Below are 16221 nucleotides of genomic sequence, written 5' to 3' on the forward strand. Positions count from 1 at the left end.
CCTGAACTTACCACCGAAACAGACGCTAAACCATAAGGCAAAATTAGCCATCACATTAGCTTATGGCAAAAAATGGCCAGATCGACGACAGAATAAAAACCCATAACCACACGAAAAAATCAGAATAATAAGCATAAACAAGGCAGAGTAATCAGCAGTAAACAACATTAAATGTGGAAAAAATGTCAAAAATGGCGTTATGAAAAAAACGTGATATTAAAAAAACTAATGCGAAAAAAGGTGTGGAATTAGATTATTTCAAATGAGAGAAGCATCCCGGCGCGAGGGCCGGGAGAGGAAAATGTGACGGGTCTCAAACTCTTAAGATTGTCCTTACGGACGCTAACGTAGCCACTCGGGAAGATCGTTCAGTCCCATCGCCTGACGGATGAGCTGCGGTTTTACGCCCGGAAGGGTATCGGCCAGTTTCAGACCAATATCACGCAGCAGTTTCTTCGCCGGATTCTCACCAGCAAACAGTTCACGGAAGCCCTGCATACCGGCCAGCATCATTGCTGCGCTGTGCTTACGGCTGCGCTCATAGCGACGCAAATAGAGATACTGGCCAATATCTTTGCCCTGACGTTGTAGCCGCTTAAGCTCATCGATAAGCTCTGCCGCATCCATAAAGCCGAGGTTAACCCCCTGACCTGCCAGCGGATGGATAGTATGCGCCGCATCCCCCACCAGCGCCAGACGATGGGCGGCGAACTGACGCGCATAGCGTCCCGTCAGCGGAAACGTCTGCCGTTCGCTTTCAACGCTGCACAGTCCCAGACGGTTATCAAAAGCGATATTCAGCGCCTGATTAAACTCGTCAACGCTTGCCTGCTGCATGCGTTCGGCTTCCTGCGGAGAAAGTGACCAGACGATAGAGCACAGATGCGGGTCACTGAGCGGCAGGAATGCCAGGATACCCTCGCCGTGAAACGCCTGGCGCGCAACCGCGCCGTGGGCTTCCTGCGTGCGGATCGTCGCCACCAGCGCATGATGACGGTAATCCCAGAAGGTGAGCGGAATGTCTGCTTTATTACGCAGCCAGGAGTTAGCGCCATCCGCGCCGATCACCAGGCGAGCCGTCAGCATTGCGCCCTCTTTCAGGGTCAGAAATGCCTCGTTCTCACCCCAGGCTACCTGCTGTATTTCAGCGGGTGCCAGCAGCGTAATATCCGGCGAACGCTGCGCCTTTTGCCACAGCGCGTAATGGATCTCTGAGTTTTCGACGATGTGGCCCAAATGGCTGTAGCCCATGCTCTGGTCGTCAAATTCAATGCGCCCGAAGCTGTCTTTATCCCAGACTTCCATACCGTGATAGCAGCACGCGCGACGGGCAACGATATCTGACCAGACGCCTAAACGAGTAAGCAGTTTTTCACTGGCGGCATTGATTGCCGACACGCGAAGCTGAGGAGCTGCATCCGCCGCCAACGGCTGCGGAACATATTGTTCTAACACCGCAACGCGTAACCCGCTGCCCTGCAAGCCGCAGGCAACCGCCAGTCCCACCATGCCGCCACCGACAATTGCTACATCAACACTTTGCACTGTTTACTCCTGGAAACCGGAACAATCAAAACCGTAGTCCGGATAAGGCGTTTACGCCGCCATCCGGCCTACAGGCCATATTTATCGCGCAACCCAACCCAGGGTCCGCTCCGCCAGCGCATCGCGCGCGGGTGTGAATAATTCCATCGCCATCAGCCCGACATTGCGGCCAACAACCAGCGGAGCCCAGCGATTGGCAAACAAATACACTAAATTATTGGTCACACCAATCGTCGTTTCGCGATCGCGCTCGCGGCGTTGCTGATAGCGTGCCAGCACTGCGTAATCACCAATATCTTCCGCGCAGTTTTGCGCCTGAGTTAACGTCTCAGCCAGGCTCATTACGTCGCGCAGACCAAGGTTGAAACCTTGTCCGGCAATGGGATGTAGCGTCTGAGCGGCATTCCCCACGAGCACGGTACGATGGGTCATCGCCTTCAGCGCAGTAGTTAATGACAACGGATAAGCGCTGCGTTTACCGGCCTGGGTAATACGCCCCAGCCGCCAGCCAAACGCAGTTTGCAATTCACGACAAAACCGTTCGTCGGACCAGGCCATGATCTCATCACGCAACTCCAGCGGGTGGCACCATACCAGCGAGCAGCGACCATCAGACATCGGCAGCATTGCCAGCGGGCCATGCTGCGTGAAGCGTTCAAACGCTCGCCCATCGTGAGGAACGGAGGTCGTGACATTGGCGATTACCGCCAGTTGTTCATAAGGCTGCTGCTGCCAGTCCACGCCGCAGGCGGTAGCCAGCGCGGAACGCGTACCGTCAGCGGCGACCACCACGCGACCGGTAATAACCTCGCCATTTTCCAGCGTGACCTCAACATGTTCCTGCGCACGCGCCACGCTGGCTACGCGATCGGGACAATGTAGCGTGACGCCCGGCGCTTTACGCAGTAGCGCAAACAGACGCAGCCCAACATCGTGGAGTTCCACCACCTGACCCAGCGCCGGGAGACGATATTCCTGCGCATCCAGCGTAACAAATCCAGCATGGCCGCGATCGCTGACGTGGACCGTTTTGATTGCCGTTGCGCAATCGGCAATCGCCTGCCACACGCCAATTCGCGCCAGCTGCTGACAGGTTCCTGCCGCCAGCGCAATCGCCCGGGCGTCAAACCCAGGATGACGGTCAGTTTCAGGTTCGCTCGCTTCTATCAGATGAACTGGCAGCGTCCCATGACTGAGCTGGGAAATGGACAGCGCCAGCGTCGCACCGACCATGCCACCACCGACGATAATTACGCTCATTGCAGTCGCGCCGCAGCCATTAAGGCTTCAATATCATCCGCTTTCTTCACCACGCTGGCGGTCAGGTTTTCGTTACCGTCTTCGGTGATGAGGATGTCATCTTCTATACGAATGCCAATGCCACGATAAGCAGCCGGTACATCGGCATCCGGTGCGATATATAACCCTGGCTCGACGGTAAGCACCATTCCTGGCTCAAGGATACGCGAACGATCCTGACCATAAACGCCAACGTCGTGCACATCCAGCCCCAGCCAATGGCTAAGACCATGCATAAAGTATGGGCGATGCGCATTCTCGGTAATTAACTGGTCGACGTCGCCGTGCAGGATGCCAAGCTTCACCAGACCGGTAATCATGATGCGCACAACTTCACCGGTGACGTCCTGAATGGAGGTTCCGGGGCGATACAGACGTAGGCTGGTCTCCAGGGATTCCAGTACGATATCGTAGATTTCACGCTGCGCGGGGGTAAATTTGCCATTAACCGGGAAGGTACGCGTAATGTCGCCCGCATAGCCTTTGTATTCACAGCCAGCGTCAATCAGCACCAGCTCGCCATCGCGCATTTCACTTTCATTTTCGGTGTAATGCAGGATACAGCCGTTTTCACCGCTTCCGACAATGGTGTTATAGGATGGATAACGCGCGCCGTGGCGGGTAAATTCGTGGTGAATCTCCCCTTCCAGTTGGTATTCAAACATCCCCGGACGGCATTTTTCCATCGCGCGGGTATGCGCCAGGGCGGTGATCTCTCCGGCACGGCGCATGATCGCAATCTCTTCCGGTGATTTGAACAGGCGCATCTCATGCACCATCGGACGCCAGTCGATGATCGCGGCGGGCGCGTGCAGATTTTGTCTGGAGCCTTTGCGTAGTTTATCCAGCGCCGTGCAGACAATTTCGTCGGCCCAGCCATATTCGCCCTGAGCGTGATACACCGCGTCCAGACCATTGAGCAGCAGATGCAACTGTTGATTGATTTCACTGAAGGCCAGCGCCCGATCAACGCCAAGTTTTGCCGGTGCGGCATCCTGGCCCAGACGCCGGCCAAACCAGATCTCAGCCGTCAGGTCGCGAACCCGGTTGAACAAAACGCTGTGGTTATGAGTGTCATCACTTTTAATCAGCACCAGCACGGCTTCAGGCTCGTTAAAGCCGGTGAAATACCAGAAATCACTGTTCTGGCGGTACGGGTATTCACTGTCCGCGCTGCGCGTCGTTTCCGGCGCGGCAAAAATCAGCGCGGCGCTGCCGGGCTGCATTTGTGCCAGCAAAGCCTGACGACGACGCTGGAATTCTTGCTGAGATATCTCACTCATAACACTCTCCTTGGCGTTGTTGTATTTAGTGCAGAGTCGGTTTGCGGACTTCCGGCGCCGTCGGCTGCTGACGCGTAAACGTGTCATGGCACAGCAAGGCGGCTACGCGCACGTATTCGATGATCTCTTCGAGCGACATTTCCAGCTCTTCCTGATCTTCGTCTTCGTCATATCCCAACTGAGCGATATTGCGCAGGTCGTCAATCGCTTCACCGGTTTCGCCGGTCACTTTGTCGAGCTTAGGCTGCGTAACGCCGAGACCCAGCAGAAAGTGGTTTACCCAGCCAGCCAGCGCATCGGCGCGATCGAACACGCTGACGTCATCACCTTCAGGCAGAAAAAGCTGAAAAAGGAAGCCGTCGTCCTCAAGGGCATCGCTGGTAGCAGAGTGCATTTTCAGCAGTGCCTGAGCCAGCTCGTGACCAAAGGCCAGACCTTCGTTCGTCAGGTCGTGCAACAGCGGCTGCCATGAGCTGTCGTTGTTGCCACCACAAATCATCCCGCTGATTAAGCCGTGCATTTCGGCCGGGGTTAATCCAGCCCCTTGTTGGTTCAAAAACTGGCTAACTTCGCTGTAGCCAGGCATTTCGTTCTGTATAGACATAAGCATTCGTCATCAAAGGGAGGAATATTCATGATATGCTACCACTTTGGACCCTGGTGGACCAGAAAAGGGCTTGTATCTTGATACCAGGGTAGCTATAGTGTCGCCCCTTCGCGGACCCAAGGTCTGGAGACGAAGGCAGCGCAGTCAATCAGCAGGAAGGTGGCATGTCTGCACAACCCGTCGATATCCAAATATTTGGCCGTTCACTGCGAGTGAATTGCCCGCCTGAACAAAGGGATGCGTTGAATCAGGCTGCGGACGATCTCAATCAGCGATTGCAAGATCTGAAAGTTCGCACTAGAGTCACAAATACTGAGCAGTTGGTTTTCATCGCCGCGTTGAACATCAGCTATGAATTAACTCAGGAAAAAGCGAAGACGCGTGAGTACGCGGCGAGCATGGAACAACGTATTCGGATGCTGCAACAGACCATCGAACAAGCGTTGCTTGATCAGGGTCGCATAACCGAAAAAACGGGCCAAAACTTTGAATAACACTTTTCGGTTTACTGTGGTAGAGTGACCGTGAAGACAAAATTTCTCTGAGATGTTTGCAAGCGGGCCAGTCCCCTGAGCCGATATTTCATACCACAAGAATGTGGCGCTCCACGGTTGGTGAGCATGCTCGGCCCGTCCGAGAAGCCTTAAAACTGTGACGACGCATTCACCTTGAACCAAGGGTTCAAGGGTTACAGCCTGCGGCGGCATCTCGGAGATTCCCTTCTACCTGGCAACAGCCATGACACTACTTTCTGAACTCCCTTTATCCCGACAAGAAATACGCACACTGATTCGTCAGCGTCGCCGTGCGCTTACCAGCGATCAGCAACAACACTTTGGTCAGCAAGCCGCGACCAGAATGCTCAGTTTTCCCCCTGTTGTTCTTGCCCATACCGTAGCGGTGTTTCTCTCTTTCGATGGCGAACTCGACACCCAACCGCTGATTGAACAGCTGTGGCGAGCGGGTAAGCGCGTCTACCTTCCGGTTCTTCATCCCTTTAGCCCTGGCAACCTGCTGTTCCTGCACTATCATCCACAGAGTGCGCTGGTGACCAACCGCTTAAAGATCCAGGAGCCACGACTTGATGTCCGCGACGTATTGCCACTGGCAAAGCTGGATGTACTGGTTACGCCGTTAGTCGCGTTTGATGAAGACGGCCAGCGTCTGGGCATGGGCGGCGGATTTTATGACCGCACGTTGCAAAACTGGCAACAGCATAAGATCCAACCCGTGGGCTACGCACATGATTGCCAGTTAGTGGAAAAGCTGCCTGTCGAAGAGTGGGATATCCCACTGCCTGCGGTGGTGACACCATCCAAAATTTGGCAGTGGTAGCCGTTTTTTGCCGATTGACAGCGCCGTTTTTTTGACCTAAATTCCTCGGTGAAGGGTGAGGGAGGCGAACCTCCCTCCTGCGTACTCTCTGTTAATATGCTGGCGTAGCGATGATTAACAGGATCAGCAGCATGATGACGTATCTCATCATCGTCCCTTTCCTTTTTAGAGCCCCTGCTTCGGTAGGGGCTTTCCCGTTTCAGCACTATGCTGAGCCCCTATCGTAAATTTCTTTTAGTGCTGTACAACACGCAGCACTGCCTTTAGTTGCCAATTGTGGCAAGGCTCGAAAACAGAATGTAGGCGTTACAGAAAGAAATTTTGAGGCCGGGAAATCAGAGGAAGGATGGGCAGGTCATCGCCTGCCCATTTAGAGGAAATTAGTACAGCAGACGGGCGCGAATGGTTCCCGGAAGGGCTTTCATCGCCAGCAGCGCTTTTTCCGCCACATCTTCATCCGCTTCAATATCGATAACCACGTAACCTACCTGTGCGGAAGTCTGCAGATACTGCGCAGCAATGTTGACGCCCTGCTCGGCAAAAATCTGGTTCAGCGCGGTCAGAACGCCAGGACGGTTTTCGTGAATGTGCATCAGACGACGACCACCATGCAGCGGCAGCGAAACTTCCGGGAAGTTAACCGCAGACAGCGTGGAGCCGTTGTCGGAATACTTGATCAGTTTCCCCGCCACTTCCAGACCGATATTTTCCTGCGCTTCCAGCGTGGAACCACCAATATGCGGCGTCAGGATCACGTTGTCGAAATCACACAGCGGCGAAGTGAACGGATCGCTGTTCGTTGCCGGTTCGGTTGGGAAAACGTCAATTGCCGCCCCTGCCAGGTGCTTGGTCGCTAACGCGTCGCACAGGGCTGGAATATCAACCACCGTACCGCGCGCGGCGTTGATCAGCAGCGCGCCAGGTTTCATCAGCGAAATCTCACGCGCGCCCATCAGGTTTTTGGTAGAGGCATTTTCCGGCACGTGCAGGCTCACCACGTCGCTCATATTGAGCAGATCGGAAAGGTGCTGAACCTGCGTGGCGTTACCCAGCGGAAGTTTATTTTCAATATCATAGAAATAGACATGCATCCCCAGCGATTCCGCCAGAATGCCTAACTGAGTACCAATGTGCCCGTAGCCGATGATCCCCAGTTTTTTGCCGCGCGCTTCAAAAGAGCCGGTAGCCAGTTTATTCCACACGCCGCGGTGCGCTTTGGCGTTCGCTTCTGGTACGCCGCGTAGCAGTAGCAGCAGTTCACCAATCACCAGTTCAGCAACGGAACGTGTGTTAGAGAATGGCGCGTTAAACACCGGGATCCCGCGCTTTGCCGCAGCGCTAAGATCAACCTGGTTGGTGCCGATGCAGAAGCAACCAATCGCGACCAGTTTTTCTGCGGCGGCAATTACATCTTCAGTCAGATGGGTACGGGATCGCAGGCCAATGAAGTGGGCATCACGGATGGACTCTTTCAGTTGTTCGGTGTCCAGAGCGCCTTTGTGAAACTCGATGTTGGTATAACCTGCTGCACGAAGGCTTTCGAGTGCTTTTTGATGCACGCCTTCTACCAGCAGAAATTTAATCTTATCTTTCTCCAGTGATACCTTTGCCATTTCCCCGACCCTGTCTTTTTTGTTCAATCTGATGTGTTGTGTGTGGGATTTTCATCCGCCTCTTCAACATATCAAAAAATAATATTGCGGCAATATGAACGTTTGCGTCGTCATGCTGAGGAAATGTCATTCAGCGGGAAATGTCAGAGGAAAATACTGGCGATAACTTTTTCTTTGGAGAGATCGGCAGGGCAATATTGTAAACGTGACACAAGTCACCAAATTTGCCCTGCCAAATTTTTTTTAACGGGAGAAGACGCTCCCATCAGATCATTTTACGATAGTTTTCACGCCGTCTGGGGTACCGATCAGCGCGACATCCGCACCACGGTTAGCGAACAAACCTACGGTTACCACGCCCGGAATCGCATTGATGGCGTTTTCCAGCGCGATGGCGTCGAGGATTTCCAGACCGTGCACATCAAGGATCACGTTACCATTGTCAGTTACCACGCCCTGACGGTATTCAGGACGACCGCCCAGCTTCACCAACTGGCGAGCCACTGCGCTACGCGCCATTGGGATAACTTCTACCGGCAACGGGAAGTTACCGAGAATATCGACTTCTTTGGACGCGTCAGCGATGCAGATAAATTTCTTCGCCACTGAAGCAATGATTTTTTCACGGGTCAACGCTGCGCCACCGCCTTTAATCATCTGCATATGGCCGTTGATTTCATCTGCGCCGTCAACGTAGACGCCGAGGCTGTCCACTTCGTTAAGATCGAACACGTGGATGCCAAGGCTTTTGAGTTTTTCGGTCGAGGCGTCAGAACTGGACACCGCGCCTTCAATCTGACCTTTCATTGTGCCCAGCGCATCAATAAAGTGTGCGGCTGTTGAACCTGTACCTACGCCCACAATGGTACCGGGCTGTACATACTGAAGTGCCGCCCATCCTACTGCTTTTTTCAGTTCATCCTGCGTCATGATCGTTTCGCCTGTGGTGTGAATATGGTGGGAAAATTCACGCGCATTATAGAACATTGTGCAGAAAAATGTCCCCACACCCGCTACCAGGTGGCTGATTTCGTCTTTACCCAACCCAAATTTGTGTCATAGTGCAGAACAAGCAAAAATTTCAGGAGTGCGCCAAAGCAATGAAACGTCCGGACTACAGAACACTACAAGCACTGGATGCGGTTATTCGTGAACGAGGATTTGAGCGCGCGGCGCAAAAGCTGTGCATCACGCAATCCGCCGTTTCACAGCGCATAAAACAGCTTGAGAATATGTTCGGACAGCCGCTGCTGGTGCGTACCGTACCGCCTCGCCCTACTGAACAAGGGCAGAAACTCCTGGCGCTTTTACGCCAGGTTGAACTGCTGGAAGATGAGTGGCTGGGTGATGAGCAAACTGGCTCCACGCCGCTGCTGCTTTCGCTGGCGGTGAACGCCGACAGTCTGGCGACCTGGTTGCTTCCGGCGCTGGCCCCGGTACTGGCTAATTCGCCGATTCGCCTGAACCTGCAGGTTGAGGATGAAACGCGCACCCAGGAACGTCTGCGCCGTGGTGAAGTGGTCGGTGCGGTGAGTATTCAACATCAGGCGCTGCCAAGCTGTCTGGTGGATAAACTTGGCGCGCTGGATTACCTGTTTGTAGGTTCAAAAGCGTTCGCCGAGCGCTATTTCCCCAACGGCGTCACCCGCTCTGCACTACTGAAAGCTCCGGCGGTGGCGTTTGACCATCTTGATGATATGCATCAGGCGTTCCTGCAACAAAACTTCGATCTGCCGCCAGGCAGCGTGCCGTGCCATATCGTTAACTCATCAGAAGCCTTCGTCCAGTTGGCCCGTCAGGGCACGACCTGCTGCATGATCCCGCACTTACAGATAGAAAAAGAGCTGGAAAGCGGTGAGCTTATCGACTTGACGCCGGGCCTGTTCCAGCGTCGGATGTTGTACTGGCACCGTTTTGCGCCGGAAAGCCGTATGATGCGCAACGTTACCGACGCGCTGCTGGCTTACGGTCACAACGTACTGCGTCAGGATTAATTCCCCATATGAATGCCGGGTGGGCTTTGCCGATCCGGCATTTATGACTCTATCGCCTTTTCATGCTATTCCCGCCACGTCTTTGAAATACATCACAAAATAAAACATACCACGCGGCAAAAAACGACGCCCAGTTGGCTATTTTTTGCTGGCGACAAGCCAAATGAAAAAGCTCACCGTATCTCGTAAAGATTCAACTTATTGCGTAATACGGAGCAAAAAATGGCTAACGTGCAAGAGTGGCAAACACTTGCCAATAAAGAACTCAGTCGACGGGAAAAAACCGTTGAGTCACTGGAAAGACAAACGGCGGAAGGGATTGTCATCAAGCCGCTGTACACCGAGGCTGACCTCGATAATCTGGAAGTCACGGGCACCCTGCCCGGCCTGCCGCCTTACGTGCGCGGCCCACGCGCCACCATGTATACCGCGCAGCCGTGGACCATCCGCCAGTATGCCGGTTTCTCTACCGCCAAAGAATCCAACGCCTTTTACCGCCGCAACCTCGCCGCCGGACAAAAAGGGCTTTCCGTCGCCTTTGACCTTGCCACCCACCGCGGCTATGACTCTGACAACCCGCGCGTGGCGGGCGATGTCGGCAAAGCGGGCGTGGCGATCGATACCGTTGAAGATATGAAGGTGCTGTTTGATCAGATCCCGCTGGATAAGATGTCGGTGTCGATGACGATGAACGGCGCGGTGCTGCCGGTACTGGCGTTTTATATCGTCGCGGCTGAGGAACAAGGCGTAACGCCGGAACAGCTCACCGGGACCATTCAGAACGATATTCTGAAAGAGTACCTGTGCCGCAACACCTACATTTACCCACCAAAACCTTCGATGCGCATCATCGCCGACATCATCGCCTGGTGCTCCGCCAATATGCCACGCTATAACACCATCAGCATCAGCGGTTATCACATGGGGGAAGCCGGGGCGAACTGCGTCCAGCAGGTGGCGTTTACGCTGGCTGACGGCATTGAGTACATCAAAGCCGCACTGTCTGCCGGGCTGAAAATTGATGACTTCGCCCCGCGTCTGTCATTCTTCTTCGGTATCGGCATGGATCTGTTTATGAACGTCGCCATGCTGCGCGCGGCTCGCTATTTGTGGAGTGAAGCCGTCAGCGGTTTTGGCGCAACCAACCCGAAATCTCTCGCTCTGCGTACCCACTGCCAGACCTCCGGCTGGAGTCTGACCGAGCAGGATCCCTACAACAACGTGATCCGCACGACCATTGAAGCGCTCGGCGCCACGCTTGGCGGCACCCAGTCGCTGCATACCAACGCCTTTGATGAAGCGCTCGGGCTACCCACCGATTTCTCCGCCCGCATCGCGCGTAATACGCAGATCATCATTCAGGAAGAGTCAGAGATCTGCCGCACCGTCGATCCGCTGGCCGGATCGTACTACGTCGAGTCATTGACCGATCAAATCGTGAAGCAGGCGCGCACGATCATTAAACAAATTGATGAAGCGGGCGGCATGGCGAAGGCGATTGAAGCTGGACTCCCCAAACGGATGATCGAAGAAGCTTCGGCGCGCGAGCAGTCGCTGATCGACCAGGGCAAACGCGTCATCGTTGGCGTGAACAAGTACAAGCTGGATAAAGAAGACGAAACGTCGGTACTGGAAATCGACAACGTGAAGGTGCGCAACGAACAGATTGCTTCACTACAACATATCCGCGCCACTCGCGACAATGATGCCGTCAACGCCGCGCTAACGGCGCTGACCCACGCCGCGCAGCATAATGAAAATCTGCTGGCCGCCTCCGTTAACGCCGCCCGCGTTCGCGCCACGCTCGGTGAGATCTCCGACGCGCTGGAAGCCGCTTTTGACCGCTATCTGGTGCCCAGCCAGTGCGTCACCGGCGTGATTGCGCAAAGCTATCACCAGTCCGACAAATCCGCCAATGAGTTCGACGCCATTGTTGCGCAAACCGAACAGTTCCTCGCGGAAAATGGTCGCCGACCTCGGATCCTGATCGCCAAGATGGGCCAGGATGGTCACGATCGCGGCGCGAAAGTGATCGCCAGCGCCTACTCCGATCTCGGCTTCGACGTCGATCTCAGTCCGATGTTCTCCACGCCAGAAGAGATCGCCCGTCTGGCGGTAGAAAACGATGTGCATGTCATAGGCGCATCGTCACTGGCTGCCGGGCATAAAACGTTGATCCCTGAACTGGTCACGGCGCTGAAAGGCTGGGGACGCGAAGATATCTGCGTGGTGGCAGGCGGTGTGATTCCACCCCAGGACTACGCCTTCCTGTACGAGCATGGCGTGGCCGCCATTTATGGCCCCGGCACACCGATGCTCGACAGCGTCCGCGATGTGTTGACCCGGATCAGTCAGCATCATGATTAACGCCGCCACGCTTGACGATGCCGTCCGACGCTTGCGGCGCGGTGAACGGGCCACGCTTGCTCAGGCGATGACGCTGGTTGAGAGCAGCCACCCACGCCACCAGCCACTGAGTACGCAATTGCTGGACGCGATAATGCCGTTCACCGGTAACGCGCTGCGTCTGGGCATCACCGGCACGCCGGGCGCGGGCAAAAGCACCTTTCTGGAGGCGTTCGGTATGCTGTTGATCCGCCGGGGATTACGTGTGGCAGTGATCGCGGTCGATCCCAGTAGCCCCGTTAGCGGCGGCAGCATTCTTGGCGATAAAACCCGAATGACGGAACTGGCCCGTGCAGAATCGGCATTTATCCGCCCGGTGCCTTCCAGCGGTCATTTAGGCGGCGCCAGCCAGCGCGCCCGTGAATTAATGCTGTTGTGCGAGGCGGCGGGCTTTGACGTGGTGATTGTAGAAACCGTCGGCGTCGGGCAGTCAGAAACCGAAGTCGCCAGCATGGTGGATTGCTTTATCTCACTGCAAATTGCCGGCGGCGGTGACGATCTGCAGGGCATCAAAAAGGGCCTGATGGAGATGGCGGATCTGGTCGTCATCAACAAGGACGACGGTGATAACCGTAACCAGGTTGCCATCGCCCGCCATATGTACGAATCCGCTCTGCATATTCTGCGCCGCAAATATGACGAGTGGCAGCCGCAGGTTCTGGCCTGTAGCGCCCTGGAAAAACGTGGCATTGAGGAGATTTGGCAGGCGATAACCGACTTTAAAACGTGCCTTACCGTCAGCGGTCGACTGGAAAAAGTCCGCCAGCAGCAAGCGGTGGACTGGTTACACAAGCAGGCTGAAGAAGAAGCTTTGCATCTGCTGTTTACCCGGACTGATTTCGACCGTTATTTCCAGCAGACGCTGCAGGCCGTCAAAAATAACGACCTTTCGCCGCGTACCGGTCTGCGTCACATCAGTGAATTTATCCAGCATCATTACTTTGAATAAAGAGAACATTATGTCTTATCAATACGTCAACGTAGTCATCATCCAGAAAGTCGCGGTTATTGAGTTCAATTACGCCCGCAAACTCAATGCGCTGAGCAAAGTGTTTATCGACGATCTGATGCAGGCGCTTAGCGATCTTAATCGTGCGGAAATTCGCTGCATCATTCTGCGCGCCCCGAGCGGGGCCAAAGTGTTCTCTGCCGGACATGATATTCATGAACTCCCCTCCGGACGTCGCGATCCGCTCTCCTATGACGATCCGCTGCGCCAGATAACCCGCATGATCCAAAAATATCCAAAACCGGTGATCTCCATGGTCGAAGGCAGCGTCTGGGGCGGCGCGTTTGAGATGATCATGAGTTCCGATCTGATCATCGCCGCTGAAACCTCTACCTTCTCGATGACACCCGTCAACCTCGGCGTGCCATATAACCTGGTCGGCATCCACAACCTGACCCGCGATGCTGGGTTCCACATCGTGAAAGAGCTGATCTTTACCGCCTCGCCGATTACCGCTCAGCGAGCGATGGCCGTCGGGATCCTCAACCATGTGGTTCCTGTCGACGAACTGGAGGATTTCACTCTGCAAATGGCGCACCACATCTCGGAGAAAGCGCCGCTGGCCATCGCCGTCATCAAAGAAGAACTGCGCGTACTGGGCGAAGCGCACACCATGAACTCAGACGAATTTGAGCGTATTCAGGGCATGCGCCGCGCGGTGTACGACAGCGAGGATTATCAGGAAGGGATGAACGCGTTTATGGAAAAACGTAAACCCAATTTTGTCGGCCATTAATCACGCTCGAGGAAGGAGACGGCCATGAAACGGATGAGTGCCGAAGAAGCGGCAGAAATTATCCAGCACGACGATATGGTAGCATTCAGCGGCTTTACCCCTGCGGGTTCGCCAAAAGCATTACCTAACGCAATTGCTCAACTCGCTTGCGAGCGGCATCAGGTCGGGCAGCCTTTTCAAATCCGCCTGCTGACCGGGGCATCAATTGGCGCTGCCGCTGATGATGCGTTATCCGCGGCGGATGCTGTTTCCTGGCGGGCTCCCTATCAAACATCATCGGGCCTGCGCGAGAAAATTAATCAGGGTCAGGTGAGGTTTGTCGATCTCCATTTGAGCGAAGTGGCGCAAATGGTCAATTATGGCTTTTTTGGCGATATCGATGTTGCCGTCATTGAAGCCTCCGCCATTGCGCCAGATGGTCGGATTTGGCTTTCCAGCGGCATCGGCAACGCGCCGACCTGGCTGCTGCGGGCGAAAAAGGTGATTATCGAGCTGAATCATTATCATAACCCGCGCGTGGCGGAGTTTGCCGACATTGTGATACCCGGCGCACCGCCGCGGCGAAACAGCGTACCGATTTTTCACACCATGGATCGCGTGGGCAGCCAGTGTGTGCAGATAGACCCGAAAAAAATTATCGCGGTCGTGGATACCGAACTTCCCGATGCCGGAAATGCCGCGGATAAAAGCAACCCAGTCAGCCAGCAAATTGCCGATAACGTGGTGACATTTCTGCTGGCGGAAATGGCGCACAAACGCATCCCAGCGGAATTCCTGCCCTTACAAAGCGGCGTGGGCAATATCAACAACGCGGTAATGGCGCGACTGGGCGAGAACCCAGATATTCCACCCTTTATGATGTATTCCGAGGTGTTGCAAGAATCTGTGGTGCATCTGCTGGAAACGGGCAAGATAACCGGCGCCAGTGCCTCCAGTCTGACTATTTCAGCCCCGTCGTTGCAGAAGATTTACGACAACATGGACTTCTTCGCCAGCCGGATTGTGCTGCGCCCGCAGGAGATTTCCAATAACCCGGAAATCATTCGTCGGCTGGGCGTCATTGCGCTCAATGTCGGTCTGGAGTTTGACATCTACGGTCATGCCAATTCCACACACGTAGCAGGTGTAAACCTGATGAACGGCATTGGCGGCAGCGGCGATTTCGAGCGCAACGCCTACCTGTCTATTTTTATGGCGCCGTCGATTGCCAAAGGCGGGAAAATCTCCACCATCGTGCCGATGTGTAGCCATGTCGATCACAGCGAACATAGCGTCAAAGTGATCGTCACCGAACAGGGGATTGCCGATCTGCGTGGGTTATCTCCGATGCAGCGGGCGCACACGATTATCGATAACTGTGCGCATCCCCTGTATCGGGACTACCTGCACCGCTATCTGGAGAAAGCGCCCGGCGGGCATATCCATCACGATCTCAGCCATGCGTTCGATCTGCATCGTAACCTGATCGAAACCGGATCGATGCTCGGTTAACTTGCCGTACCCTCACGATCTTCAGCAATATGCTGAAGCATCGTGGCGGTATAACGATGGTTTTTCAGCGAATAGAGAAACTCCTGCATATACATAGGACTGCCGGGCGCATCGAAATATTTCAACGTCGAGGGGTTAACCAGTCGCCAGGCAAAATGAGGGATCACCGTCAAAAACTGCCCGCGCTCCACCGCGCTAATCTTGGCCATAAAGCTGTACGGACGGTAGATAATCGTCGGATGAATTCCGCATGGCCGCATGTAAGCATCGAGCATTGCCTCAAAGTTGGCGCGATTCTGGAAGCGCATTTGTAGCCAGGGCAGCTCGCGCAGCAGCTCCTGCGGCTGTTTTTCCTCGTAGCGCCGGGAAACGAGAAACCCCAGACGCAGCGGAGACAGCTCGCTAATCGCCAGATTTTCCAGTTCCTGCACGCGAGGGGAAACGTGCTGCGGTGAGATAATAAAATCCAGTTTCCGGTCGAACAGGTTATCGATCACCCCATTCTCGCTGAATTCAACGGCCTGGGCCGTTACGCCATCGTACTTGTCGCCAAGGCTAATTAACTGGTCAAAAATAATCGTTGGATAGGTATTATCGATGCCGATGACGATTTCTCGCGAGCGGCGAGAGGCGTTATGAATTTCGTTATCAATAGCGGAGAGACGCTGATAAACAGGGAACAGTTTCTGATACAACTCCTGCCCGGCTTTATTCAGGCTGATGTTGTTATCTTTGCGGGTAAACAGCGTATAGCCGATTTGATCTTCCAGTGCGGCAATGCTTTTACCGAAAGGCGATGCGGTCATATGGATTTTTTCTGCCGCTCTGGCGATGTTATTGGTTTGCGCCAGCAGAATGAAATTACGCATCTTTTTCGAGATAAAAATATCCATAGCGTCCCCT

14 protein-coding genes and 1 other RNA gene are annotated in these 16221 nt (G+C 54.5%); 8 read left to right on the top strand and 7 right to left on the bottom strand.

Features of this window, described 5'->3' with window-relative positions:
- Window positions 1-342: 342 nt before the first annotated feature.
- The 4 genes from ubiI to FDW92_RS15125 all read right to left on the bottom strand — a co-directional run bounded on the left by ubiI (window position 343) and on the right by FDW92_RS15125 (window position 4731).
- Window positions 343-1545 (bottom strand): FAD-dependent 2-octaprenylphenol hydroxylase, encoded by a 1203-nt coding sequence (gene ubiI / locus FDW92_RS15110; RefSeq protein ID WP_042310888.1) that lies wholly within the window; start codon window positions 1543-1545, stop codon window positions 343-345.
- 81 nt (window positions 1546-1626) lie between these two features.
- Window positions 1627-2805 (bottom strand): 2-octaprenyl-6-methoxyphenyl hydroxylase, encoded by a 1179-nt coding sequence (gene ubiH / locus FDW92_RS15115; RefSeq protein ID WP_042310890.1) that lies wholly within the window; start codon window positions 2803-2805, stop codon window positions 1627-1629.
- A complete protein-coding gene (gene pepP / locus FDW92_RS15120) occupies window positions 2802-4127 on the bottom strand; it encodes a Xaa-Pro aminopeptidase (protein WP_042310892.1) in 1326 nt (441 codons plus the stop codon). Before pepP ends, ubiH begins: the two co-directional genes overlap by 4 nt.
- A gap of 25 nt (window positions 4128-4152) precedes the next feature.
- Complete coding sequence (locus FDW92_RS15125; RefSeq protein ID WP_137349424.1) at window positions 4153-4731, bottom strand: YecA family protein; 579 nt, start codon at window positions 4729-4731, stop codon at window positions 4153-4155.
- 167 nt (window positions 4732-4898) lie between these two features.
- On the opposite strand from FDW92_RS15125, the gene zapA reads away from it, so the two are divergent.
- The 3 genes from zapA to FDW92_RS15140 all read left to right on the top strand — a co-directional run bounded on the left by zapA (window position 4899) and on the right by FDW92_RS15140 (window position 6069).
- Window positions 4899-5228: a cell division protein ZapA gene (zapA, locus tag FDW92_RS15130; RefSeq protein WP_003026980.1), complete on the top strand. Its 330-nt coding sequence runs from the start codon at window positions 4899-4901 to the stop codon at window positions 5226-5228.
- 41 nt (window positions 5229-5269) lie between these two features.
- Window positions 5270-5453: non-coding RNA, 6S RNA (ssrS, locus tag FDW92_RS15135), on the top strand.
- Window positions 5454-5472: 19 nt separating this feature from the next.
- Window positions 5473-6069: a 5-formyltetrahydrofolate cyclo-ligase gene (locus FDW92_RS15140; protein WP_042310896.1), complete on the top strand. Its 597-nt coding sequence runs from the start codon at window positions 5473-5475 to the stop codon at window positions 6067-6069.
- A gap of 380 nt (window positions 6070-6449) precedes the next feature.
- On the opposite strand, the gene serA is transcribed toward FDW92_RS15140, so the two are convergent.
- Both serA and rpiA read right to left on the bottom strand, forming a co-directional pair.
- On the bottom strand, window positions 6450-7682 hold the full coding sequence (gene serA / locus FDW92_RS15145; RefSeq protein ID WP_006686878.1) for a phosphoglycerate dehydrogenase: 1233 nt from the start codon (window positions 7680-7682) through the stop codon (window positions 6450-6452).
- A gap of 270 nt (window positions 7683-7952) precedes the next feature.
- Entirely contained in the window at window positions 7953-8612 is a 660-nt protein-coding gene (rpiA, locus tag FDW92_RS15150; RefSeq protein WP_016154364.1) for a ribose-5-phosphate isomerase RpiA, read from the bottom strand.
- A 170-nt stretch (window positions 8613-8782) separates the two neighbouring features.
- Here rpiA and argP point away from each other — a divergent pair, with 170 nt between their 5' ends.
- The 5 genes from argP (at window position 8783) to FDW92_RS15175 (ending at window position 15318) form a co-directional block, all read left to right on the top strand.
- Window positions 8783-9676 (top strand): DNA-binding transcriptional regulator ArgP, encoded by an 894-nt coding sequence (argP, locus tag FDW92_RS15155; protein WP_032940465.1) that lies wholly within the window; start codon window positions 8783-8785, stop codon window positions 9674-9676.
- 222 nt (window positions 9677-9898) lie between these two features.
- Window positions 9899-12043 (top strand): methylmalonyl-CoA mutase, encoded by a 2145-nt coding sequence (gene scpA / locus FDW92_RS15160; protein ID WP_042310900.1) that lies wholly within the window; start codon window positions 9899-9901, stop codon window positions 12041-12043.
- Window positions 12036-13031: a methylmalonyl Co-A mutase-associated GTPase MeaB gene (gene meaB / locus FDW92_RS15165; RefSeq protein WP_042310901.1), complete on the top strand. Its 996-nt coding sequence runs from the start codon at window positions 12036-12038 to the stop codon at window positions 13029-13031. Before scpA ends, meaB begins: the two co-directional genes overlap by 8 nt.
- Window positions 13032-13041: 10 nt before the next feature.
- A complete protein-coding gene (gene scpB, locus FDW92_RS15170; protein WP_038633533.1) occupies window positions 13042-13827 on the top strand; it encodes a methylmalonyl-CoA decarboxylase in 786 nt (261 codons plus the stop codon).
- Window positions 13828-13851: 24 nt separating this feature from the next.
- Window positions 13852-15318 carry an acetyl-CoA hydrolase/transferase family protein gene (locus FDW92_RS15175; protein WP_042310903.1) on the top strand — a complete coding sequence of 489 codons (1467 nt, stop codon included), beginning with the start codon at window positions 13852-13854 and terminating at the stop codon, window positions 15316-15318.
- On the opposite strand, the gene FDW92_RS15180 is transcribed toward FDW92_RS15175, so the two are convergent.
- A complete protein-coding gene (locus FDW92_RS15180; protein ID WP_042310905.1) occupies window positions 15315-16211 on the bottom strand; it encodes a LysR family transcriptional regulator in 897 nt (298 codons plus the stop codon). The two genes, FDW92_RS15175 and FDW92_RS15180, sit on opposite strands and share 4 nt — an antisense overlap.
- Window positions 16212-16221 lie beyond the last annotated feature (10 nt).

Source organism: Citrobacter sp. wls706, assembly GCF_005281305.1.
Classification (GTDB): Bacteria; Pseudomonadota; Gammaproteobacteria; order Enterobacterales; family Enterobacteriaceae; genus Citrobacter; species Citrobacter werkmanii.

Excerpts from the sequence above, each read along its gene's own strand:
- FDW92_RS15175 (WP_042310903.1), top strand. The coding sequence starts at position 13,852 with ATGAAACGGATGAGTGCCGAAGAAGCGGCAGAAATTATCCAGCACGAC.
- FDW92_RS15125 (WP_137349424.1), bottom strand. The coding sequence starts at position 4,731 with ATGTCTATACAGAACGAAATGCCTGGCTACAGCGAAGTTAGCCAGTTT.
- FDW92_RS15140 (WP_042310896.1), top strand. The coding sequence starts at position 5,473 with ATGACACTACTTTCTGAACTCCCTTTATCCCGACAAGAAATACGCACA.
- scpB (WP_038633533.1), top strand. The coding sequence starts at position 13,042 with ATGTCTTATCAATACGTCAACGTAGTCATCATCCAGAAAGTCGCGGTT.
- FDW92_RS15180 (WP_042310905.1), bottom strand. The coding sequence starts at position 16,211 with ATGGATATTTTTATCTCGAAAAAGATGCGTAATTTCATTCTGCTGGCG.
- pepP (WP_042310892.1), bottom strand. The coding sequence starts at position 4,127 with ATGAGTGAGATATCTCAGCAAGAATTCCAGCGTCGTCGTCAGGCTTTG.
- rpiA (WP_016154364.1), bottom strand. The coding sequence starts at position 8,612 with ATGACGCAGGATGAACTGAAAAAAGCAGTAGGATGGGCGGCACTTCAG.
- argP (WP_032940465.1), top strand. The coding sequence starts at position 8,783 with ATGAAACGTCCGGACTACAGAACACTACAAGCACTGGATGCGGTTATT.
- ubiH (WP_042310890.1), bottom strand. The coding sequence starts at position 2,805 with ATGAGCGTAATTATCGTCGGTGGTGGCATGGTCGGTGCGACGCTGGCG.
- meaB (WP_042310901.1), top strand. The coding sequence starts at position 12,036 with ATGATTAACGCCGCCACGCTTGACGATGCCGTCCGACGCTTGCGGCGC.
- serA (WP_006686878.1), bottom strand. The coding sequence starts at position 7,682 with ATGGCAAAGGTATCACTGGAGAAAGATAAGATTAAATTTCTGCTGGTA.
- scpA (WP_042310900.1), top strand. The coding sequence starts at position 9,899 with ATGGCTAACGTGCAAGAGTGGCAAACACTTGCCAATAAAGAACTCAGT.
- zapA (WP_003026980.1), top strand. The coding sequence starts at position 4,899 with ATGTCTGCACAACCCGTCGATATCCAAATATTTGGCCGTTCACTGCGA.